Genomic DNA, 24,620 nt, shown 5'->3' with positions numbered 1-24,620 from the left:
TTTACTTCATACTTTACTTGCAAATATACTACAATTTAGCGAACGAGTCTATCTTTCTTATAATTAATTTGATTTCTTTATGTGCAACTTATTTCTTTTGCTTACCTTTGTACCAAAGAATAATCGAATTAATATTTTTTATGTCTACACTAACACTTGCTATTATCGTCGTTTTCGTCTTGGGTTATGCACTCATAGCGATGGAAAGTCTGACGAAAATCAACAAAGCTGCAGTTGCTCTGTTGATGTTTGTTTTCTGTTGGGTTCTCTATATGGTCGACCCTTCACCATTTGTGCAACTGATGCACCCAGAGTTTAAGGGTATGGGCGATCAGCTCGTCACATTTGCCAACAAGTTGATAACAGAACATCTTGGAGACACTGCAACCACGCTTTTCTTCCTCATGGGAGCTATGACAATCGTTGAGATTGTCGATCAGAATGGCGGCTTTAATTGGGTTAAAGACGTGATGCGCTCTAAGTCAAAGCGTAGTTTATTATGGAAGATAGCCTTCATGACATTCTTCCTTTCAGCTATCTTGGACAACTTGACGACAAGTATTGTGATGATTATGATTCTTCGCAAGCTCGTTCAAGACCATAAGGATCGTATGATTTATGCGTCATTGGTTATCATTGCCGCCAACTCTGGTGGTGCCTTCTCACCAATCGGTGATGTGACAACCATCATGTTGTGGAATGCGGGAATGGTAACAGCTGGTGGCGTGATAAGCGAGATTTTCATTCCATCTCTTATATCAATGATTATCTCTGCCTTTGTTCTTCAGTTCTTATTAAAGGGCAAGTTAGGTGGTGATATGTTAGAGACTGATCACTCTGGTGATACTGAACTATTAGAGTTCAATGGCTCACAACGCAAGATAATCTTTGCCATTGGTGTGGGTGGTCTCTGCTTCGTACCAGTATTCCATTACTTCACAGACCTTCCTCCATTCGTTGGTATCCTCCTTGTATTAGGTATTCTTTGGACGATTACAGAGATATTCTATCGCAAGCTACATCGTGTTAAGGGCGATAGCGAAGACTTCTCAAAGCGTGTCACCAATCTGTTGAGCCGTATTGATATGTCAACAATCCTCTTCTTCCTTGGTATTTTGATGGCTGTTGCCTGTCTTGAAGAAGTGGGTATATTACATGAACTCGGTGGAGGATTAAACAGTTTCTTCCAAGGTAATCATTATGTAGTGACGGGTATCATAGGAGTATTATCGTCTATTGTTGACAACGTCCCACTTGTTGCAGGTAGTATGGGTATGTATCCAGTTCAGGCAACAGGCGACATGGCTGTTGATGGCATCTTCTGGCAGCTCTTGGCTTATTGTGCTGGAGTAGGTGGTTCTATCCTTATCATTGGTTCTGCACCAGGTGTTGTCGTAATGGGATTGGAGAAGATTACCTTTGGTTGGTATATGAAAAAGATTTCGTGGATAGCTTTCTTAGGCTACCTCTGTGGTATTCTCTCTTATTGGATTATCCGTACGTTTATTTTTACAACACCATTATAAACGGCCGTATTATCTATTAAAGAGCATTAAAAATTGCATTATAATTAAAGCGGGTGGTTCCTCTACGGTAAGGAAGCGCCCGTTTTACTTGTTCTTTATTCCCTCTTCTTGTGGTCTTTTTCTTATAATTAATTTGATTTCTTTATGTGCAACTCATTTCTTTTGCTTACCTTTGCGCCAAAGTACAATCGAATTAATATTATTTATGTCTACACTAACACTTGCTATTATCGTCGTTTTCGTCTTGGGTTATGCACTCATAGCGATGGAAAGTCTGACGAAAATCAACAAAGCTGCAGTTGCTTTGTTGATGTTTGTTTTCTGTTGGGTTCTCTATATGGTCGACCCTTCACCATTTGTGCAACTGATGCACCCAGAGTTTAAGGGTATTGGAGATCAGCTCGTCACATTTGCCAACAAGTTGATAACCGAACATCTTGGTGACACTGCAACCACGCTTTTCTTCCTCATGGGAGCTATGACAATCGTTGAGATTGTTGATCAGAATGGCGGCTTTAATTGGGTTAAAGACGTGATGCGTTCTAAGTCAAAGCGTAGTTTATTATGGAAGATAGCCTTCATGACGTTCTTCCTTTCAGCTATCTTGGACAACTTGACGACAAGTATTGTGATGATTATGATTCTTCGCAAGCTCGTTCAAGACCATAAGGATCGTATGATTTATGCGTCATTGGTTATCATTGCCGCCAACTCTGGTGGTGCTTTCTCACCAATCGGTGATGTGACAACTATCATGTTGTGGAATGCAGGAATGATAACAGCTGGTGGCGTGATAAGCGAGATTTTCATTCCATCTCTTATATCAATGATTATCCCAGCCTTTGTTCTTCAATTCTTATTAAAGGGCAAGTTAGGTGGTGATATGTTAGAGACAGATCACTCTGGTGATACAGAACTATTAGAGTTCAATGGTTCACAACGCAAGATAATCTTTGCTATTGGTGTGGGTGGTCTCTGCTTCGTACCAGTATTCCATTACTTCACAGACCTTCCTCCATTCGTTGGTATCCTCCTTGTATTAGGTATTCTTTGGACGATAACAGAGATATTCTATCGTAGTTTACATCGTTCAAAAGGCGACAGTGAGGATTTCTCAAAGCGAGTATCCAACTTATTGAGTCGTATAGATATGTCAACAATCCTCTTCTTCCTTGGTATTTTGATGGCTGTCGCCTGTCTTGAGGAGGTGGGAGTATTACATGAACTCGGTGGAGGATTAAACAGTTTCTTCCAAGGTAATCATTATGCAGTGACAGGAGTTATTGGTGTTCTCTCGTCTATAGTCGATAATGTACCTCTTGTTGCAGGTAGTATGGGTATGTATCCAGTTCAGGCAACAGGCGACATGGCTGTTGATGGCATCTTCTGGCAGCTATTGGCTTATTGTGCTGGAGTAGGTGGTTCTATCCTTATCATTGGTTCTGCAGCAGGTGTTGTCGTAATGGGATTGGAGAAGATAACCTTTGGTTGGTACATGAAGAAGATTTCGTGGATAGCTTTCTTAGGCTACCTCTGTGGTATTCTCTCTTATTGGATTATCCGTACGTTTATCTTTAAGACACCATTGTAAACGACCGTATTATCTATTAAAGAGTATTAGAAATTACATTATACATAAAGCGGGTGGTTCCTCTACAGGTGGGAAACACCCGCTTTACTTGTTCTTTGTTCCCACTTCTTGTGGTCTTCTTATTATTTATGAGCTCTAATAATCAGCCTTATATAAGACGTTTTTCACGTCTTAGAACCTATCAAATATTTCCATTGTCAGCATGAGCAAGATTGCAGAATATGAAAGAAAACAACTACACAAATACCCAATATAGTTTTATTTTAGTTTGCTGTCATATTTAACATTTCATGTAAACTGTTGCAGAGTAAGGTGTTAGGAGGGGATGATAGCTGACAGGAATGACAGCAAGTTTGGTTTTCAATAAATCAGCTAACGATTGCGAACTCCTCAGATGTACAAGAATATTATCCAAAAAGTTTATGTTTCCCCTTTCATTCTCACCTTCTGATAGGATTAAACTTATCTGGCTTATGGAATAAGCTATAAGTTAATCCGTATGTTTAGTATTGTTCTCTATGAGAGATGAATTCCCCAACAGAAATGTAGCAAAATAGCTTTAATGGATATGAGGATAATTGTTTGCCAACAAGACCCCAAAACGTTCATGGAAAAGTGTGGACGCTAACACCATGGAGACTCATAGTTATTTCATTCAGAATGTCGGGTGAACAGCTGTAAAGAATAAAGTATATTAGGCTATTATATATCACACAAAAAGGAGATAAACACCTATAAATGATGTTTATCTCCAATCTTTTTTGTTGTGTTTAAGCTATGGCTTAATTGGCAAAGCGTACGTTCTGTGCACTCATTCCAACGATGATGTTACCCTGGATGAGCTTGCCTTCTGGTGAGTAGAAGAACACTTCGCTTGGTGCATTATAGCTTGGATTGTCTATAACATAGATGTTACCCCACTTGTCAACATTAACTTGTTGAGGACTGCGAAGCCCTGTCATGTCGAGGTTCGTCTTCTGACCTGTAGCTAAGTCATAGAGGAAAAAACTCTTATCATTGCTTCCGTAAGGAGCATATAGGCAGACAAGCGCATTCTTCTGGGCACTGTATGCAATGGAAGTAGCATTGAAGAGTTGTGTCACTTTGTTGGTCTTTGTGTCAATCTTCTGTACTAATGGCTTTTCGACATAATCAAACATAGACACGATAAATACGTCATTACCAGCAGCAATGTTCTGATTGTAAGGGTTGAGACCAACCTCAATATTCTTTGGATTACGGAATGTGTTGAGGTCTACTACTGCTACGTACTTACCATTACCAGTCATACTATAGTTTGAAAGGTTTGCATAGAGCTTACCATTCGTAATAGAGATGGCCTCTGGGTGGTCACCCACAACAACAGAGTCGACCATTGGCTTCTGCTTATCTCTTGGATTCATCTTATATACTTTGCCGCTGTAGGCAGAGAAGTAAACATACTTACCATCTGTAGCCAAGTAACGTGGCTCAACGTTGTGGAGCTTAATTGTCTGTTCTACTTTACCTACACGGTTCAGAACCTCAATCTTAGAAGAAGTAGTACAAGCAACGACAACCTTATCACCAAATACGATCAAGTCTTGTGCATCACCAATCTTGATGCCATTTTGTTCCTGGTAAGCATTGCGATAAAGGAAAGGTGCTGTTGGACGAGCTTGTATGTTGTAATCAAGAATACCAACAGTTCCATCATTAGCTCCAAAGTTACCGGCGCAAGAAACATAGACGTCTGTGGTTGATACCTCTGGTTGCTTACCATCATAAAAGTCGTCATCATCGCTACAAGCAGTGAATGTGAGCGCAGACATGAGGATAATGCCTAACGCAAGTAGATTCTTTTTCATTGTCTTCATTGTTTTGTTTATAATTGAATTTTTATTGAATCCTTTTATTGTGATTATTTTCTTGCTCAAAGTACCCAGCTTACAGACAGTCGCCAGTTGGTGCCTGGCATTGGATAGAAGCGAACAACCTCATAGTTTTTATTGCCGAGGTTGCGCACATCAAACTGTACTCGTAATTGCTGCTTATTGATGTTGAACTCCCGCGAGAGTGTTATACTATGGTCGGCAAATGGTTTCATACGATTGTCTGGGATATTATAACTCAGCGTGTATCGCTCTCCCATGAATAAAACGTTATAACTGAAATCGAGCCAAGGAGTATGTAATAAGACGCTTGCTGAACCCGAATGAAGTGGTGTGTAAGCTATCTGGTTGCGGTAATAGACGACTGTTGGATCACTGATGTCGGTTGCTTTCATCAGACTATAGCTTCCTGTCGCACTCACGGTCCAATCATTACCCCATCTCTTCTCTATGTTTGCTGATACGTCAAGCCCTAATTGGCGAACCTTCCCAGCGTTCATCATCTGCCAATAGAACATCTTTGGTACCGCAATAATCTTATCGGTGACATTGCCAAAATACCCATCAGCAGTCAAGGAAAGCTGGAGTGTACGATTAAAGGTGTGCGAGTAAGTCGTACCAAGGTTCCACATGCGTGACTTCTCTGGGTTCAGATGGCGGTTACCAATACCTGTATAATAAAGTTCATTGAGTGTTGGAGTACGGAAGATGTCTTTATATCCAAAGCGGAGGCGGAAGTCTTGCAGACAACGCCACTGCATACTGAAGGCAGGCGATAGTCTGTGAAATCCGTCTGAAGCGTTCCCTTGCTTTACACGTTCGTAGATATTCGTTGCAAGAAGAGATGCATTGACACTGAAAGGGCCTATCTGATAGTTAGCTGCTAAGGCTGTCCACAGTGAGTTGCGGGTAGGGTTGGCAGCTTTCGGCAGCGTCATGGATAGATGGTTATGCGCATAATCCTGTGCGAAAGATAGGTTTAATCCCTGCAAAGGATTTGTCCACAGCGTTGCTGTTAGGTAGGTTTCGTTCTGTCGGTAGGTATCTTCTTTATATCCACTGGCAGGTATATCAGAGTAGCGTGACCAAGCGTAATTCCATTTAGCAGCCGCTTTCATCCTGATACGATTGCTAAATCGGTTCTCATAGAGCATTTGCGTAAAGACATTCTTATCTTTCAGCCGCTCTGCCGAATACGTGTTGTCATAGATGACAGCCCCTGGCAATCCTCTGTTTGACGTGAAGCCATAAGCCTTCCACTGCAATGTCTGCTTATCCGTGAGCTGATAGCTCATATTCAGTTCACCTCGCCACGTCTTTATGTCACTATTGTTTCTACGTTCATGGATGGTCTTGATACCATTCTTTAGCGTGAACCAATAAACTCCGTCGGCCCTTTCGTAGCTTGTGTATGCGCCAATCCCCAAACGTGAGAACTGTTGATGATAGAGTAGGGAGGGTGAAAAGAGACCATAGCTACCCGTGCGCAGTGTTGTTGTGAGGTGTGGTTTGCGGTCGGATACGCCTTGTAACGTACTGATATTGATGAGTCCTGCTGAGGTATAAGCCTTTGCACTCTGATAGATATTGTCTTCTTGTCCAATCTGCAAACTGACGAGTGAGACGTTGTCAAGCGTGAAGCGAGAGAGGTCTACCTGTCCACTCTGGCAGTCACCTACCTGTACTCCGTCATACGTAACGCCCGTGTGTCCAGCCCCTAAGCCTCGAATATTTACCGTCTTCATACCGCCTACACCGCCATAGTCCTTCACCTGTACACCAGCAAACCGTTTCAGCGCATCGCCCATATCGTGTATGCCGAGACGCTCCATATCCGTGTGTGACAGAGTCTGTATCGGTGTACTTGCCAATACATTCCCAGGAATACGGAAGCCTTTGACCACCACCTCCTCTATCGTCTGTGTGGAATCATTGGTTACGGTTTGTGATGTCATACTCAAAGGGCATAACAACAGAAAGAAAGAAGCCAGTTGCCTCATCTTCTTATAATGTATCATAAAGGTTCTATGCAGTGCCCTTCCTCGAGGGATGCAATGACTTGCAATGGCAGGTCTTCTGACTTGTTATCCAAAAGAAGGTAAACGCCTTCCCAATCATTCGTTATCAGTGGCTTATGTTTACCTGTGACAGACAACTTACAGCTGCGGGACAGTAGCGGAATCTCACCGCTTTCCCTTTTTAATCATGCTTATAATGAACCTATTGCGCCTACAAAGATACGATAAAGGGAGGAGAATAACAAATAAAGGTATGCTTTTCTGTCTATTGTCTCACGAGAATATTGTCACAATCAGAGAATAGACCGTAATGCAATAGGTAGGCCTATCAATTCATAGATAATGCTCTTTTGAACCGATAAAAGTTGTTCTATCTCAAAAGCCAACCTCAATCAAGGTGCTTTTGAAGGTGTTTCATCTGATGTCCGCCCCATTGGTTATCGTCTACATAAACGAAGCCTACACGGTGATAAAGTCGTTCGGCAGAAGGATTACCAGTGTCGACGAGCAGACCAGTAGGGAGGTTCATCTTCCTTCCTTTCTCTATCGTTGCCTCAAGAAGTAGCTTTGCTATCCCTTTCCCACGGAACTTTTTGTCTACACAGAGCGAATCGATATACAGTTCGCCAGCCGACGTCTCGTCATCCATATCAGCGTAATTGCGACCGAAAGCCTTGAGGGCTCCTTCGATGAAGGCTTGTCTCAGCTTCGGAAGTTTCGCACCATCATAACTGACACAGATACCCGCAATTTCGTTATGTGCTGTTAGTGCAACCAATGTGTTGAGATAGGAGTATTGCGAATCATCCCGTTCTACTAACGATGTTATAAGCTGGTGGAACTCTTCTAAGCTATGGTCTGGTCCTGCAAACCACTGACAACAGTCGTGGTTCATCGCTTCCATGATCAGTCGGGCTATTATTTCAGCCTGTTCTTTTTGTGCATCTTCAATTCTAATCATAGTGCGAAGATACGAAAACTATTTGAGATAGCGTGTTTCTCGTGGGTGAAATCCGTATGATATAAGGTTTGAACAAACTCCCCACCACTTCCTAAGCGAGGAAGGGGTGGGGTGAAATAGGATTAAAGACCTAAATCTTTCATAGCCTTCTTAGCAGCCTCACCAGACTTACCCTGCATCTTTTCGGCAGCTTCCTTAGCAGCCTTCTTAGCAGCTTCAATCTGTTCAGGTGTTGCATTCTTTACTGCATCCTTTGCTTTCTGTAGACTTTCTGTAACGTCCTTTGGATCCTGCTTTGATGCTGCGTCAACTGCCTTGCCAACAGCCTCAGCAGCTGCTTCATTGCCAGAAGCCTTCAAAGCCTCTTGAATGTTCTTTGAATTACTCTGCATCCACTGCTGAATTTTTCCGATATACTCCTGTGCCTGCTTTGGATCCTTCTGTGCCAACTCAGCCATCTTGGTCTGAGCTGTGGTCAATAAAGCGGCAACACCCTTCTCATCCTTAGCCTTTATCTTCTCGTTGAGTTGGTTGATGAGCTGATCAGCATCGGTAGGAGCAGCTGCAGTTGTTGCAGAGTCTGCAGCAACTGACTCTGTTGTGTCTGAGTCTGCATTAGCCTTTGGAGCATTAGTTTTACCGTTGTTACAACTTGAAATAGTCATTGCTGCTACAGCAAGAGCCATAAGAAATACTTTCTTCATAATTTTCTTAGTTTAAATGAATTAAAGACTTAATCTATAAATGTCCTCAAAGATAAGTATTATTCTTGTTAGTTGTTGCCTTTTTAGAATGTTTTAACTATAAAAATGTAAAGTTGATTGACTCAGAGATAATGGTCTTTCAACGTGGGTTTAACCTGTGATACGTTGCTTGTCGATGATGTTAAACGCTCTCCTTAACGGGCAATAACGATCTTCGTCTTACTCTTTTCCAATACTTCGGAGTAATTTGTAATGTGGTAAAAAATAATTACATAAAGTCGAGATGGATGTCCTCACGAAAGGAATATAGCTCTGCTAAAAGTAAGTTTATAACTTATAATAAATCAAAATGTTACGTATAATACCGAAAAAGACGCCCTTCTTGCTTCAAGAAGGGTGTCTTCAACATGCAAGAAGGGCATGTTCTTGAACGTTGAAAGGCGTCTTCTTGTCTCTTCCTCGGCCTTTCTTCGAATGGAGAGACAGGTGTTTGATGAAATATCCTTACAACTTCTATCTGTATATTTAGCATTCCTTTGGTCTCTATCAATATCATTGTAGGGGTGTTGTGGGTTTTGTATCTCACAAAGAGATATCAATTTCTCCACAGAGAGAGAGCCCGCTGAGGAATTGTTTAAACGCAAGATATCACAGAGCTTATAGCTGATGTCAGCGAAAGTACTCTGTGATATCTGTCGTTAGAAGGCCTTTTGTAGGCTCTTCACGTGTGCAAAAAAGCTCTGTTTCGTCTGTGGTATTCGTGAGAGATGATTAATCCCACGATATACCCATCGACATCCTTATCCATTCGCAAAACGTTAAGACAGGATGTCTATCACGTCTTCAACGATCTGTTCGTCAAGTAAATGGTTGTCTGAAAGAAGCTGTTGAAGGTCGAAGCGGTCATAAAGGTCTTTCTTTATACCTCCCACGAGTACTTTCATCTCTGATGTCCCGTAGTAGGCAGCGATACGTTCTCCGAAGCCTCCATCTTTACTACCATCTTCTAATGTGACTACCAATTCGTGGCTTCCTTTCAGTGAGTCGAGTGTCTCTCGGTCAACTTCATTTAAGTAACGAGGGTTGACGAGTGTTGCCTTTATTCCCTTCTCGGCAAGTAAACGAACGACATTTTCACCCTTCTGATAGAAAGAGCCAGCAGCGATGATAGCAACCTTTTCACCCTTCTGTATCACTTTGTATTTTGCTTCGTAAGCATATTCTCTGTCAATAGTCTCCGTAGTGTGATGCACACCATTGCTTGGTATGCGGATAGCAATAGGCTTCTTATCTTGCAGGATAGCCCAACGTAACATTGCAAAATACTCTTCACAGGTTGTTGGAGCAAGATAGATAAGTCCTGGAATGCTGCATAACATTGGTATATCAAAGAGACAGATGTGGGTAATGTCATTCATGGAAGCAGTGCCACCCCAAGTCACGTTGATAACAGCTGGATTAGCGTTGATACAGAGATCCTGTGCTATTTGGTCGTAGGTACGTTGGATAAAGGTGCTGAAAACAGTCCATACTGGTCGCAATCCACCCTTTGCCATACCAGAAATCATCGCTACAGCCTGTTCTTCTGCAATACCCACGTCAACATGTTGTGCGCCAGCTTCTTTACGTTTCTCTGGTGTGAAACCTGCTGCCGAAGGTGTACCGGCTGTCACAGCGATGAGTGTTTTGTCTTGCTTCATCTCCTTCAACAGCCAATCACTAAGTAGTTGCTCGTAGGATTCAGTAGTTGGACGCTCTGGTCTGCTGCCATCTTCCTTATTGAAAGGCATACCATAATGCCATGCTTCCTTATTCTCAACGGCTGGTGTAAAGCCATGTCCTTTCTCGGTATGGATATGAACTACGGTCGGCTTGTTCGTATCTTTCACGCTGCGGAACACCTCGATGAGTTTTTCTACGTCGTTGCCTTCCTCTAAGTACTTATATTCAAAGCCCCAAGCCTTAAACCAGTTGTGATTGCACTGGCCATTGCTTTCACGTAGGTCACGTAGGTTTTTGTAGATACCTCCGTGTGGCTCAGCGATAGACATCTCGTTGTCATTCACGACGATAATAATACCTGTGCCGAGTTCGGAAGCCTCGTCAAAGCCTTCAAAAGCCTCACCACCAGAGAGAGAACCGTCACCAATGACTGCAATAATATTCTCTTTCGTCCCTTTTATATCACGAGCTTTCTGCAGACCAGTGGCAAGACTCACGGAAGTAGAGGTGTGTCCAACTTCGAAATTGTCATATTCAGGACACTCTGTTGGTGAAGAATAGCCACTAATAGCATTCATCTCGTCGAGGTTACCAAGGAATCCTGAAGCACGTCCTGTTAATACCTTGTGTGGATAACTTTGGTGGCTCACGTCAAAAACCAACTTGTCTTTAGGCGTGTCAAAGACATAGTGGAGGGCAACAGTTGCCTCTACAAAGCCGAGGTTAGGTCCAACGTGTCCGCCATGCTTGCTTACACGATTTAATACTGCTTGACGGGTCTCATCAGCTACAACCTTTAATGCCTCAATATTCAGCTGCTTTAAGTCGGCTGGAGATTTAATATTCTCTATATACATCTTCTCTATTTAATGTGAATACATATCTTATTTAAGGGCAAATATAATCATTTTCTGTTGAATACTCATTATTTCAACCCCATATAAAACAATCGTTTTTATCTTTTTATGAATTGTTTATCTCTTTGTTTCATGTCTTTTTCAGACTATTTAAGTCTTGTGGAGATGTTTGTTATCCCTGTAGCGGAGTCGTTGTATAGGCTTCAACCGTTTATTCCACTTGTGTTTTGGGCCAGTTGACAAGGTAGAGATGTTCAGTAGCACGAGTGAAAGCGGTGTAAAGCCAATGGATGTAATCGGGTGTGAGCATCTCGTCTGTCATGTATCCTTGGTCAAGATAGATGTGTGCCCACTGTCCACCTTGCGCTTTGTGACAGGTGATAGCATAACCGAACTTTACCTGTAGGGCGTTATAATACTCATCTTCACGCACCTTCTTCATGCGGTCTGCCTTTAGAGGGATGTCTTCATAATCCTCTAACACATGTTGGAAGAGTTGTTCGTTCTGCTCTTGAGTCAAGGCTGGGGCTTCTGTCATCAGTGCGTCAAGGATGACCGTCATCTCCTCTTCAGCATTATCATAGTCGGGAAACTCCAATGACACATCAGCAAAACGGAACCCATAGAACTCGCGAACATTGCGTACACGTCGCACAACAGCACGGTCGCCGTTGGCAATGAAGGTTAGTACGGGTTTTTCTATCTCCTTTCCACCTCCTGAAGGGAGTTGCGTAACCTGTCTTGTCGCTTGTGTAGTAAGGCTGTTTACGTTATTTGTAGCATTGTTGAGGCTGCCTTTGAGGGATGGAGAAGGGGTAGGGGTGTTCTTATATTTATTCTTCACCACCATCAACATGTCGCCTGTTGTCAGTTCTTCCTCACGTCCAAGAACCATGTTTCGAATACCTTGATTGAATACATTAGCACGTTTGTTGGAGCGTGTGATGACCATAGTCTCGTCGATTCCCACCTCAGAATAGCTGGAGGCCAGTCGTTCGATAAGTTCATCACCTGGGACAATAGAAATGTCAGCAAAGCCATTGAAGCGAATCTTTGGTAGTTGCGTTACCTCATCATGGGTTATCATTTGACGAATAACGGTGGCGTTATAGAGAATGCCAGAGTCTTGACTCTGACGAAGCACCTCGTTTAAGTCGCATTCATAGACTGTCAGACCGTAGGCTCGAAGAACATCTGAACGTAGCGCAGGGCTCTCTTCTTCACCTACAGGAGGGAGCTGTGCCTTGTCTCCAACAAGCAGCATGCGACAGTTTCGGTCGTTATAAACATATTGGATAAGGTCGTCAAGTAAGCAACCACTGCCGAAGGTGGTGTTGTTAGACGATAAATTAATCATTGAAGCCTCGTCGACCATAAACAAGCGGTCGCGGAAGAGGTTGACGTTTAGATTGAACTTTCCATCTAATCCGGTAAAGGCTTTCTCACGATAGATGGTGCGATGGATGGTTGCAGCAGGCTGGTTGGCATTTAAGGAGAATACCTTAGCAGCACGACCCGTCGGTGCTAAGAGAGTTACCTTCTGTTGTAATTGCTGCAGTGTACGTACAATCGCACCCGCTAAGGACGTTTTACCCGTTCCGGCACTACCTCTGAGAATCATTACAACACGCTCGTCACGCTCGGTCATAAAGTGTGTAAAGACCTCAATAGCATGTGTTTGGTCGGTTGTTGGCTCAAAGCCAAAGTTCTGTAATATCCTATATTTCAGTTCATCAATTATCATTGCTTAATGTCTTTTACCCTCATTAATTCCAATCTTTAATGTCTGCTTTACCTTCTATCTGTCGTTCGATGTTATCAGGAAGTTGTGAGAAGAAGTCCATACCTGTGATACGTTCTAGCTCGTCTACGGTGTTGACGTAGTCTGTCTTCTTATGTCCTTTGGCTGAGACATTCCTACAGATAAAGCCAATAGCCTTCGGTTCGTCTTTCAGACGGAGGATAACTTTGAAGAAGGCTTCGGGCACTTGCACCTTATTCTTACCTATTGTCTTATGCTTTTGATTGAGATAAATAGGTCCACAGACGATATATACGTCGCCATACTCTTCTGCCCATGTGCGGCATTGATTCTCTATTGAGTTCCACAGACCACTGTTCAAGGCTGGGTTCTGTGGACACACATTGGTCATGAGGAAGCTTTGCTCCATTGCTCTCTGGCTCCAATGGTTGTCAGCAGCAGGACACATGTGACCTCGGTCGTAGCCAGAACGCATATAATCGTAGGTGTCGACACGTGGTTCTGGTATGTCTTCATCTACTTGGAAGGTGATACCCTTGCGCTTAGCAGGACCGTTAGTGTGAACCGCCGTTAGGTGCCATGCCACCCAGTTAGGTGTACGTGTATCAGCATTATATGAAGTTGTATAACCTTCGCGATAAAGTAACAGGGACGGGACATTGGCTTTGCCGATAGGAATCTCTAATCCTTGTTTTACCTTAATCGTCTTTCTTTGGTTGGTATTTGGGTCCTCATCTGATGTGTTGGAAGCGTCTGTTCTTTCGTTGTTATATGACTCTACAAAGGGTTTGTCTAATGTTGACAAGTCTCCTCTTCGTTTCTCTCCTTGACATGCAACGGCTACTAAGGACAGAGAGAGTATGATGGTTTTTAAGAATATATGGTTCATTGATTGGTATGTTGGTTTTAATGCTATTTATAATAAGGTGGGGCTGCTCCTTATTCAATCCTTTTCCTAATGAGGAGAGAATAGCTTTCTGCCTCAAATGGTTGGTTAAGAATAGAAAAGAAGGGCTATATGTACCTGTTAAGTCTTCTTGTTTATAATAAATTACATGTGTTTACAAAGTTACTATTTTCTTATTACTTAATAGGTGTTTTTCATCAAAGAAGTTTATTAGAGGACTATCTTTTATTGGTCTTATCCGTTGTTTAGGGTGATATAACAGCGACTTTTTGAAGCATAAACATTTGTTTTTCTGTATGCTTTTAGCTTTTTTCAATACCGATAGAAGACAAGTTCTTTCGTCCTATTAAGTGTGAAAGGAAGGTGGAGGAGGGAAAGTGCAGTACGAGATTCTTTCTCTTATCCTTCTCTTTATTGCGTATATACCTTATATATAAATGGCCTTCTTCAGAATGGAAAACGCTGAAGGGGGGGGGATAGCTCATGAGGGTAAAGATAAAAGAAATTAATCATTAAGTTGTAAAATTATTGCTGAAATGCTTGCAAGTAATGATTTTTAATATTACTTTTGCAGTGTACTATTATAATGGTACACTATTACTAATAAATAAGCAAGTAATAAATGACGTTATATAAAACAATCTAATAAAAGAAAGAAAGCCTTATGATTCAAGTTAATGAACTGACTTTCAGTTATCCTAAAAGCAAGCACAATGTGTTTGAGGAACTGAGTCTACAACTCAAAGAGAACCGAATTTATGGTCTTTTAGGCAGGAACGGTATGGGAAAGAGTACACTGCTCTACCTTATTGCTGGCCTTCTACGACCGCAAAAGGGTAGTGTTTTGGTTGATGGTTATACCGCTTCAAGTCGTTACCCAGAAATGTTAGAGGAACTGTATATTGTTCCTGAGGAGTATGATTTGCCTAATATGCCACTCAGTAAGTATGCTAAGATTCACGAAGACTTCTACCCTCGATTTAGTGAGGAGGTGCTTGAAAAGTGTCTGACCGACTTTGAGATGTCTTTAGATGTCGATTTTAAGCAACTCTCTATGGGACAGAAAAAGAAGGTTTATATGAGTTTTGCACTTGCTACTGGTTGTCATCTGCTATTGATGGACGAGCCAACTAATGGGCTCGACATTCCTTCAAAGGCTCTTTTCCGTAAGGTTGTTGCTGGCAATATGGCAGAAGATTCATCGCTGATTATCTCTACCCATCAGGTGCATGATGTTGAGCAACTGCTTGATCACATCATCATCCTTGATAACTCACAGTTGCTTATCAACGCCTCTACCGAGGATATCACCGCAAAATACACCTTCGGCATCCGTCAAAGTAATGAGATGGATGACGAAGTACTCTATGCTGAACCATCACTTCAGGGCAATAATGTGATTGCTCGACGTCAGGAGGGTGACAATGAGACTACTATCAATCTTGAATTGTTGTTCAATGCAGCAACAGCAGGTAAACTTAAATAAAAGAGGGAGGGATGTTATTATGAAGACAACATTAGCAAAATTAGTAAATATCAGCCTTATCATCGCTGCTTGCCTATTCCTTTTCAGTTCTTGTATTCGCAAGAAAGGGGACTTTGGTAAGGTCGTAACCAAGAATATTCCTATTGAAAAGTTCCAGGAATTAGAGGTTGCAGCATTAGTTCCAGTTCATATCATACAAGGTAAGAAATGTAGTATAAAGGTAAAAGGAAAGGAAAGATTGCTTTCATATTTGGATTTTGATGTCATTGATGGCAAATTGACTGTACAAATAAAGAACCCAGATACTGCATTTGGTCAGCTATTCTTTCCCTATAACATGGAAAAAGTGAATAGCAATATTGAACTTTATATTACTGCTCCCAACTTAACACACATAAATTTGCAAGGCTCTAACCCGATTATTTTCTCAGACTCTATTACACTTGATAACCTGATAATTAATTCTGATTTTGGTTGTAATGTTACTATAAATAAGATGAGAATTAATCAATTGAACTTTGTCATAGCTGATGATATGGGTATAAATATTAAGAGCCTAACCGCTAAGCAAGCCAATTTTGATATCTCTGGGAATGGCAAAATAAGGCTGAACTCAGGGCATATAGACAATACATCTTTCTCCATAGCAGGTAATGCTGACCTGAAAATCAGAAATCTGACAGCCAAGAAAGCTCGCTTTGCTGTTCCAGGGAATGCTGACTTAGACGTAAACTTCAACCGCACAGACACGGCATCCTTCTATATAATGGGTAATACAGATGCCAAGATCACGGGAACAACACGTCTGCCAATACAAATGATAGAAGGGGGTAAAGCCGTGATCAAGAATGAAACAACAAGAATTAAATAAACATAAGGAGGATATAAATATGAAAAAATTTGATATAAATCGCTTCTGTAAAGTAATGAGCCGGCTCATCCTTATACGCCGCCGCTTTATCATTAAACTCTTTGCTGGCTTACTCATAGGTTTCTTTGTTATTGCAATAATGTTTTTTCCGTTCTTTGAGAGACAGCCTATGTCAGATGCTTATATAAGAATTAGGTTATGGGGAATAACACCTTTTATCAATATAGTATTTGCAATGTCATTCTTCACTATAGCTACATTCATTATCAGCGACCTTGGTAAACGTCAGCAACGTATAAATGAAATGATGCTGCCTGCAACTAATATTGAGAAGTTTTTGGCACGTTTCATACTTGTTTCTGTAGTTTGTCCATTGCTTATTGCCATCGCCTTTATCGCTGCTGATGGATTGCAACAGCTAACGACAATGCTTATTTTCTATGGTGGAAGAGCTTCCTTGGTCGCAACGTGGTATGAATACTGTCAAAGTTTAAGAACAGGTTCTCCATTATGGGTTAACGTCGAAATAGTTCTTCTTACTAATTCATTCACACTTTTAGGTGGAATGTTCTTCCGCAAGGTTGCATGGCTGAAGACGCTAATCAGCTTATTTGTCATCATTATCGGCATTGCAATAAGCCTCACGACTTTTGCCTATCTTCTTTACGAGTACACCGACTACGAGCTTGTTTTAACTAATAACGCACTCACCACTTTTATAAGCAACCTCATCTGTATAGGATTAACAGTCTTGATGTACTGGAGTTCTTATAAACTCTATACACGTCTACAGGTTATCAACAACCGATGGAGAAATATTTAATAAAGTACTAATTAAATATTAAGGCTTATGAATTTCGAAAATAATAAGGCTATCTATGAGCAAATGGCTGACCGCCTTTGCGATGAGATCATAGCTGGAACCTATAAAGCTGACGACCGAATACCCTCTGTCCGGGAGTATGCCGTTATGCTGCAGGTGAATACGAACACTGCAGTGAAAGCCTACGAGCTACTCTCTCGTGAGGAGATAATATACAACAGGCGTGGACTGGGGTACTTTGTTTCAGCTGGTGCACGTGAGCAAATTATAATAGCTCGGCGTAAAACATTCCTTACACAGTCTCTTCCCTCTGTCTTTCGTGAGATGAAACTATTAGGAATAACAATAGAAGATATAGAGAAAGAGTGGGAGAAAGCGCAACAATGACAGCCTCTTTCTAAATGGATAATAAGTAAGAGGGTTCTCTCTCTATCAGTATCTGATAATAAAACTGAGGGATGCACAGGCTGAAGTGCATCCCTCACTTTATCAATACTTACGGATATATAGGTTTAAGATTTTGTGTTTGCTGTCATTCCTGTCATGCAGAACTATACGTTAATGGATTGATTATAAGTCTGTTATAAGCAAATGTTAAAATGACAGTAAACTATTCTTAAACATATAATAGATATAAATATGCAAGTTCCTCATATTTCTCTTTTCTTATCTGTTATCTTGCAACAACTCGAGCAATTCTTCCTGTGTCAGTGCATGAGAGATGTCAGAACCCTCAAGAAGAGAGTCAGAAAGGTTACGCTTTGTCTTATGTAGACGTAGTATCTTCTCCTCAATGGTGTGCTGACTAATCAAATGATAGACCGTTACGTCCTGTTGTTGTCCAATACGATAAGCACGGTCGGTAGCCTGTTGTTCGATGGCAGGATTCCACCAAGGGTCAAGATGGATAACATAGTTCGCACCCGTAAGGTTGAGTCCCAATCCTCCAGCCTTCAGACTAATGAGGAAGAAAGGACACTTTCCTGTTTGGAACTCCTTGACTAACTTCTCACGCATAGCCATTGGTGTACTTCCGTCAAGGTAAAGATATGGAAGTTTTGCCTTATCCATCGCCTTTCTCACCTCTTCAAAGAAACTGGTAAACTGACTGAAAACAAGTGCACGATTGCCGCTGTCATTGAGACTCTCCGCCAAGTCTATGAACGCAAGCACTTTGCTGCTTGGTAGCTTCCATTTCTTGTCAACCAACGAACAGCTACACGCCATTTGGCGCAAATGAGTAAGCTCTGCCAACGTACTTACCTTGTCAGCTTTATTTTCAAGAATCTTCGCCTCTGTTTCTCTCCTTTTAACCTCATACATAGCCATCTCCTCCGATGATAGTTCAACAGGGAGTTTTATTTCGTTCTTTGCAGGTAATTCGTCAATGACCTCTACTTTTGTTCTACGCAAAAGGAACGGAGAAATCAGACGACGTAACTGGCTTTGACGTGTTTTGTCGTTATCTCCTTCAATAGGCAGGATAAACTTCTTCCTGAACTGTTCTGCACTTCCTAAGAGACCGGGGTTGATAAACTGGAAGAGATTCCACAATTCTGCAAGATGGTTTTGAATAGGAGTACCCGTAAGGATAACCTTGCGTTGTGCCTTCAACAGCATAGCCGACTTTGACATCTTCGTATTGGCATTCTTGATGGTATGTGCTTCATCAAGACAGACTACGTTCCATTCCCTCCCAGTGAGGTCATCCTGCTGAATATTCAACAAACCATACGTGGTGATAATAACATCTCCTGCCTTTGCCTCCTTAATATCTTTTGAACGATCCTCACTCTGATTGAGAATAGTGAGATTCAACGTCGGTGCAAAACGCTGAAGTTCATTGCGCCAGTTAGGTACGACAGAGGATGGTGCCACAATCAGCGAAGCTCCGTTTTCGCTCTGTTCAAGAAGTAGGGCGATGGTCTGAACGGTCTTTCCTAATCCCATATCATCAGCCAGACAGACACCAGCTCCCCACGCTGTCAATCTTGACATCCATTCAAATCCCTCTTCCTGATAGTCACGTAACTGTGCCTGCAAGGTCTTGGGCACAACAGGAATCGTCTTACTGCACACTTCAATGCGCTGACGTAAGGCATCCATAGTCTCATTACGCTTTATATTCAAGGATGTATCATCCAGCAAGTCGCCTAACAAAGAGACAGCAGCAGGTGCTATCTGCAGATGTGAACGATTCTCGGTCGTTACTGTGTCAAGTCGTTTAAGTATGCGTGAGAGCTGGGTGCTTATCGTAATAAATTCATTATCACCGATAAGAATATACTTCTGATGAGTGCTCTGATGCATCAGTCCGAGCAGCTTTTGAAGGGAAATGACCTGCCCCTCACTAATTTCAATATCACCTTCGACCTCAAACCAGTTATTCTTTGATTTAAAAGAAATATGAGCAGCACTACTGCTGATACCCGGATAATACTTTATCTTACTACCTTCAGCCCATTCCATTATGCAAATTTCTCGGTGTTCTTTACACCACTGAATGAAAGGTAGCATTGTGTAGATAGGAAGTGTTATCGAATCCGTAATACTTTGAGGCTTCCATGCTTCGCCTTCATCAAAGAACTCTACCTCAATTAGACTCTCATTAATCGCTTTAAGATAATCTCGCTCTTTCTTTAGGTTACGAACTAATTGCACTTTCTTATGCTCTTGTTCTGCAATAGTGGTAACATTTCCCTTTCCCGGAACAAAGGAAAGACTATCAGAGATACGCACCAAAGCAGTAAGTTGGAAACAGTTGTTTGCAGTGGAAACAACACGGAGCGTTATACAAGGTTGCACATCAACACGCTGTAAATCGTCAAGCTCAGCAACCATGTTGGAGTGGATTTCCGTCTTTCCACCTACAGCTTTAATCAGCTGAACCAGCAAGGTTTCGGCTTCAGCTGGATAAATCTCTTGTGCCAGAATTTCCTTATAAGTCTTATATTCAAACTCAGAAGGGGTAAAGACAGAATAGTCTGTTTCTGAATTTTTCTTGTAAAAGAAAGACGATTTTTCACCTCTTTGTAACTCTTTTACATTCGTAGAGACACTGAAAGAACCATCCGAACGTTTATCTATGATAAGGTGTGGATTGTCCTTATGAATCTTCACAGGCTGCAAGTCATAGGTGGAACCAGTGTAAATATGGTCACAATCAACAAAAAGATACAGATACTTTTCAATATAGACACTATATTCCCAGGAAAAGATTCCTTCTTTAATACGCTGATCAACACTGTCTAAGCACGGAACATCCAGATTTATAAGTTCACGAACAGAAAGCTCTTTACCCACAGACCAACTACCATTTTTCAACCTACGTTTAAGAATGGGAACAACAATTCCATAACGCAACAGATATACGAGCATTGTGTCTCGAACAGTCTCTGTTGTTTGATTCCCTACTGCTTGATTCTCCGCAATTAGCGTTTCAAGTCGAAGCTGCCAAAGAGATTTTACTTCTAATCGGCTCAACAGTGATGTACCACCGAAGTCTTTCATCAGATTTGCTTCAGAAGAGCTACTCTCCATAATGCCAGTCTCCAACTGCAAGAAAGCCCAGTTAGGTGGATTAATAGGCTTAGTTGCCTTTGTCGGAAGTATGCCAAAAGACGGATACATCGTCCAAGTAAGCCAAGATACCATCTGCATATCTGGCTTCTCACACAATTCAAGATAAGACTCTTTTCGTATATTCGCATCAGACTTATCATAAAAATAAGCCTTCAACGGTTGTACAAGGAAGTATGTAGGCGTGTATTCTCTATCCCCATTACGCTTCATCATCGTTTCTAACTTCTTCAGAGAGGTCTCTGTGTTGGTAAAGATAGCTGCAAGTGAGAAATAATAATTAGCAATTGGATTTACAAAAAGTCCCTTAATAGGCGCTACCTTATTATTAGCCGTTATCACCTTGGTATATAGCTTATAGGCTAAAGCGTAATCTTCTTTATACAATGCATCAATTGATGCTATCTGAAGTGTAAAGATATTGCTTACAGATGTTTTGAGATTAATACAGATTTTACCTGTACCTAAATAGTAATAATAAGCAAAGACCGATTCTAATTCGCTTTTTTTAGCTACACTATTGCCTATTTTTTTACGACTGAAAGCAAGTCCTTTTAAATATTCCCAATCCATTACTTTATCCTGAGCCATTGCCATACGAAGAGTAGCATTCATCACAAAAGACAATAATTCTGTGGGCATTGATAGAAAGAAAGTCTCATATTCTCTTTTATCAATTAAGTTAAGGCAACAGTTATTGAACGATTCTAAGACTTGCGCATAGGAAGTCGATATTGCTTCCTCTGCATTTGGTGCAATATAATATATTATCAAACGCACCAAAGGAGATGGTTTTTCATTATTATAAGTCTTCTTATAAAGTCTGCGTATATTCTGTAATAATAGGCTGTTTTCTTCTTTGAAAAGTTCAAAGAGAGAAGGAATCAGCATATCCTTATTTATGTACAATACTTTTCCACCCCCGTAATAGTGAAGATTTACTTCTACCAGTAAACCATCGGTCATTAACCTTTTAAAAGCCAAATCGGAAAGAGATGGCAACATTATCTTCTCCAACAAGTTTGATAGTTTTTTCTTAGTTTGACCATATTTGTAAAAATAAGCCATCAGCATAAGAAGTGTGCGCTCGTTGGAATTAAGAGAAGAGAATGAAAGCATAGAAATAAAGTTTATAATTAATGTTGTATCCTTGTTAAACCTTATAGGACTGGAAGTTAATTAGGGTATACAAAAAACCTATGGTATCAGGAATGTACTTATATGAAAGAGTTACATTCAAGTTACCATAGGTTTGTGCTTATTACTTCGTCTGTTCGATGATAGCATTCTTAATCAAGCCCTCCAGCTCTTCTGCAAGTTCTGGATTATCCTTGATCATAGCCTTGGTTGCATCACGACCCTGTGCAAGTTTGGTCCCATTATAGCTAAACCAGCTACCACTCTTCTGGATGATGCCGTATTGAACACCTAAGTCAACAATCTCACCAATCTTTGATATACCCTCACCGAAGGTAATCTCAAACTCTGCTTTACGGAAAGGAGGTGCTACCTTGTTCTTAACAATCTTCACACGAACCTGGTTACCAATAACTTGGTCGCCATCTTTGATAGATGTTACACGACGGATATCAAGGCGAACAGAACTGTAGAACTTCAAAGCGTTACCACCTGTAGTTGTCTCTGGGTTACCAAACATGATACCGATTTTCTCACGCAACTGGTTGATGAAGATGCAACAAGTATTGGTTTTTGCGATTGTTGAGGTAAGTTTACGCAACGCCTGACTCATCAATCGTGCCTGTAAACCTACTGCAGAATCACCCATATCACCCTCAATCTCCTTCTTTGGGGTCAAGGCTGCTACTGAGTCGACTACGAGAATGTCAATTGCAGATGAACGAATCAGCTGATCAGCAATCTCTAATGCCTGCTCACCATTGTCTGGTTGTGATATCCAAAGATTATCAACATCCACACCTAACTTCTCTGCGTAGAATCGATCGAACGCATGTTCGGCATCAATGAAGGCTGCTATTCCACCCTGCTTCTGTGCCTCTGCAATAGCATGGATAGCCAATGTTGTCTTACCAGAACTCTCCGGACCATAGATCTCTATAATCCTACCACGTGGATAACCACCTACACCAAGTGCCGTGTCAAGTGCCACACTGCCTGTTGGGATTACCTCTACCTGCTCTATCTGCTCATCGCCCATGCGCATGATAGACCCTTTACCAAAGTCTTTCTCTATCTTAGACATTGCAGCCTGCAAAGCTTTCAACTTGCCTTCAGCTGCTGATGTTGTCTCTTCTTTTGCCATATACTATTATCTTGTTTTTGATTGATAAAACATTATTTATTCTTCTTTCTTCTTTTTGGATAGGGTAAAACCTCTACTAAGGTCTTAACAACCCTGACTGCAAAATCAGACCTTGAAACATCTAAAACGTAGTGTTCCTTAGCTCCTTCATAAGGGAATCCACGTTCGGCAGATAGCATCATTGACTTAATTGCCTCGTGTTCTTTGACATAAGGTATATTGTCACAAACTATGATAACCGGCTTTTCGTCAACATAAACTATGTAGCCACCAAACATTTTCCTACATCTCACTGTCCCTGCAGTAGCTATCTGACTACTGACAAATTCAATAAAGTCTAAAGAGCAAGCCATCTTCTTATAGTTCTAAATCACCACCAAACACTTCATGCCAAGGTAGTCCCTGTTTATTGAGTACCTCCAAGAATGGATCTGGGTCGAAGTCTTCCACATTCCATACACCTGGCTTGCGCCACAGTCCCTTGAAGAACATCATTGCACCAGCCATTGCTGGTACACCAGTCGTATAGCTTACGCCCTGCATACCTGTTTCATTATAGGCATCCTGATGCTTACAGTTGTTATAGATGTAATAAGTTTGTTCCTTACCATCCTTGATACCACGGATACGGCAGCCGATAGAGGTCTCGCCATCATAATTTTCACCGAGGTCTTGTGGGTTTGGTAATACTGCTTTCAAGAACTGTAAAGGTACTATCTTAACCTTTGCAGTCTTACCAGAACCGTCAGCTAATGGTGCTTCATATTCAATCTCATCGATACGACTCATACCAAGGTTCTGAATACAATCAAGGTAAGTAAGGTATTGCTGACCAAAGGTCATCCAGAAGCGAGCACGCTTAATTGTCGGATAGTTCTTGACTAATGACTCCAACTCCTCGTGGTGCATCAAGTAAGAGTCGCGAGGACCGATGTTTGGATAGGTAATATCTTGATGTACTACCAATGGTTCTGTCTCAATCCATTTACCATTCTCATAGTAAAGACCCTTTTGGGTAATCTCACGGATATTGATTTCTGGGTTGAAGTTAGTTGCAAACGCCTTGTGATGGTTACCTGCGTTACAGTCTACAATGTCAAGATAGTGAATCTCATCAAAGTGATGCTTTGCTGCATATGCAGTATAAGCCTGTGACACTCCTGGGTCGAAACCACAACCGAGGATAGCTGTCAAGCCAGCCTTCTCGAACTTGTCCTTGTAAGCCCACTGCCAGCTATACTCAAAGTGTGCCTCATCTTTTGGCTCATAGTTAGCGGTGTCAAGGTAGTTGCAACCGCAAGCTAAGCAGGCATCCATGATGGTAAGGTCCTGATAGGGTAGTGCAAGATTGATAACCAGCTCAGGCTTGAATGAGTTGAAAAGTTCCTTCAACTGCTCAACATCGTCTGCATCAACCTGTGCAGTCTTGATGTCAGCCTTGTAGCCCTTATCATGAATTGCCTTAACCAGTTCGTCACATTTCTCCTTACGACGGCTGGCAATCATGAACTCCGTAAACACGTCCTGGTTTTGGACAATCTTAAAAGCGGCTACAGTGGCTACACCACCTGCGCCAATCATTAAAACTTTTCCCATAGTTCAATCCTATTCCTTGTCATATTATCCTTTTTCTCCATTTCAACGTAAGGGGAAAGGGAATG

General features: G+C 41.5%; 17 protein-coding genes and 1 riboswitch. Of the genes, 6 read left to right on the top strand and 11 right to left on the bottom strand.

Annotated features, from left to right (window positions below; all coding sequences use genetic code 11):
* Positions 1-140 precede the first annotated feature (140 nt).
* Together nhaD (AXF23_RS06695) and nhaD (AXF23_RS06690) are read left to right on the top strand one after the other, a co-directional pair.
* A complete protein-coding gene (nhaD, locus tag AXF23_RS06695; protein ID WP_107624753.1) occupies positions 141-1,526 on the top strand; it encodes a sodium:proton antiporter NhaD in 1,386 nt (461 codons plus the stop codon).
* A 205-nt stretch (positions 1,527-1,731) separates the two neighbouring features.
* Positions 1,732-3,117 carry a sodium:proton antiporter NhaD gene (nhaD, locus tag AXF23_RS06690; protein WP_107624752.1) on the top strand — a complete coding sequence of 462 codons (1,386 nt, stop codon included), beginning with the start codon at positions 1,732-1,734 and terminating at the stop codon, positions 3,115-3,117.
* 782 nt (positions 3,118-3,899) lie between these two features.
* Here nhaD (AXF23_RS06690) and AXF23_RS06685 read toward each other — a convergent pair.
* The 7 genes from AXF23_RS06685 to AXF23_RS06655 all read right to left on the bottom strand — a co-directional run bounded on the left by AXF23_RS06685 (position 3,900) and on the right by AXF23_RS06655 (position 13,901).
* Entirely contained in the window at positions 3,900-4,964 is a 1,065-nt protein-coding gene (locus AXF23_RS06685) for a YncE family protein (protein ID WP_107625818.1), read from the bottom strand.
* 65 nt (positions 4,965-5,029) lie between these two features.
* Positions 5,030-7,006 (bottom strand): TonB-dependent receptor plug domain-containing protein, encoded by a 1,977-nt coding sequence (locus AXF23_RS06680; protein ID WP_107624751.1) that lies wholly within the window; start codon positions 7,004-7,006, stop codon positions 5,030-5,032.
* Between the two features lie 30 nt (positions 7,007-7,036).
* A riboswitch (cobalamin riboswitch) is annotated at positions 7,037-7,227 on the bottom strand.
* A 167-nt stretch (positions 7,228-7,394) separates the two neighbouring features.
* Positions 7,395-7,967, bottom strand: coding sequence for a GNAT family N-acetyltransferase (locus AXF23_RS06675; protein WP_107624750.1), 573 nt, complete (start codon positions 7,965-7,967; stop codon positions 7,395-7,397).
* Positions 7,968-8,089: 122 nt separating this feature from the next.
* The gene (locus AXF23_RS06670) at positions 8,090-8,671 is read right to left on the bottom strand and encodes a biopolymer transporter (RefSeq protein WP_089366705.1); all 582 of its coding nucleotides are present in this window, start codon (positions 8,669-8,671) and stop codon (positions 8,090-8,092) included.
* Positions 8,672-9,489: 818 nt separating this feature from the next.
* The gene (locus tag AXF23_RS06665) at positions 9,490-11,250 is read right to left on the bottom strand and encodes a 1-deoxy-D-xylulose-5-phosphate synthase (protein ID WP_089366706.1); all 1,761 of its coding nucleotides are present in this window, start codon (positions 11,248-11,250) and stop codon (positions 9,490-9,492) included.
* Between the two features lie 211 nt (positions 11,251-11,461).
* The gene (locus tag AXF23_RS06660) at positions 11,462-12,994 is read right to left on the bottom strand and encodes an ATP-dependent DNA helicase (protein ID WP_107624749.1); all 1,533 of its coding nucleotides are present in this window, start codon (positions 12,992-12,994) and stop codon (positions 11,462-11,464) included.
* Between the two features lie 22 nt (positions 12,995-13,016).
* Positions 13,017-13,901 carry a DNA/RNA non-specific endonuclease gene (locus tag AXF23_RS06655; protein ID WP_107624748.1) on the bottom strand — a complete coding sequence of 295 codons (885 nt, stop codon included), beginning with the start codon at positions 13,899-13,901 and terminating at the stop codon, positions 13,017-13,019.
* Between the two features lie 682 nt (positions 13,902-14,583).
* On the opposite strand from AXF23_RS06655, the gene AXF23_RS06650 reads away from it, so the two are divergent.
* The 4 genes from AXF23_RS06650 to AXF23_RS06635 are packed head-to-tail and all read left to right on the top strand — an operon-like array spanning position 14,584 to position 17,486.
* On the top strand, positions 14,584-15,405 hold the full coding sequence (locus AXF23_RS06650) for an ABC transporter ATP-binding protein (RefSeq protein ID WP_107624747.1): 822 nt from the start codon (positions 14,584-14,586) through the stop codon (positions 15,403-15,405).
* 19 nt (positions 15,406-15,424) lie between these two features.
* Positions 15,425-16,276, top strand: coding sequence for a GIN domain-containing protein (locus AXF23_RS06645; RefSeq protein ID WP_158267687.1), 852 nt, complete (start codon positions 15,425-15,427; stop codon positions 16,274-16,276).
* Between the two features lie 19 nt (positions 16,277-16,295).
* Complete coding sequence (locus AXF23_RS06640) at positions 16,296-17,099, top strand: hypothetical protein (RefSeq protein WP_233251253.1); 804 nt, start codon at positions 16,296-16,298, stop codon at positions 17,097-17,099.
* 27 nt (positions 17,100-17,126) lie between these two features.
* Positions 17,127-17,486, top strand: a complete 360-nt coding sequence (locus AXF23_RS06635; RefSeq protein ID WP_013264829.1) for a GntR family transcriptional regulator — start codon at positions 17,127-17,129, stop codon at positions 17,484-17,486.
* Positions 17,487-17,765: 279 nt separating this feature from the next.
* On the opposite strand, the gene AXF23_RS06630 is transcribed toward AXF23_RS06635, so the two are convergent.
* From AXF23_RS06630 to AXF23_RS06615, 4 genes are all read right to left on the bottom strand, one after another.
* Positions 17,766-21,644: a DEAD/DEAH box helicase gene (locus AXF23_RS06630; RefSeq protein WP_370445505.1), complete on the bottom strand. Its 3,879-nt coding sequence runs from the start codon at positions 21,642-21,644 to the stop codon at positions 17,766-17,768.
* A 295-nt stretch (positions 21,645-21,939) separates the two neighbouring features.
* Positions 21,940-22,959: a recombinase RecA gene (gene recA, locus AXF23_RS06625; RefSeq protein ID WP_107624743.1), complete on the bottom strand. Its 1,020-nt coding sequence runs from the start codon at positions 22,957-22,959 to the stop codon at positions 21,940-21,942.
* Between the two features lie 32 nt (positions 22,960-22,991).
* Positions 22,992-23,312, bottom strand: a complete 321-nt coding sequence (locus AXF23_RS06620) for a TfoX/Sxy family protein (RefSeq protein WP_107624742.1) — start codon at positions 23,310-23,312, stop codon at positions 22,992-22,994.
* 4 nt (positions 23,313-23,316) lie between these two features.
* A complete protein-coding gene (locus tag AXF23_RS06615; protein WP_107624741.1) occupies positions 23,317-24,555 on the bottom strand; it encodes a saccharopine dehydrogenase family protein in 1,239 nt (412 codons plus the stop codon).
* Between the last annotated feature and the right edge of the window lie 65 nt (positions 24,556-24,620).

This window comes from Prevotella sp. oral taxon 313 (assembly GCF_003043935.1).
In the GTDB taxonomy this organism is placed as follows: Bacteria; Bacteroidota; Bacteroidia; order Bacteroidales; family Bacteroidaceae; genus Prevotella; species Prevotella jejuni.
Note: the sequence above shows the minus strand (reverse complement) of the source record. Positions and strands in the feature narration are given on the sequence as shown.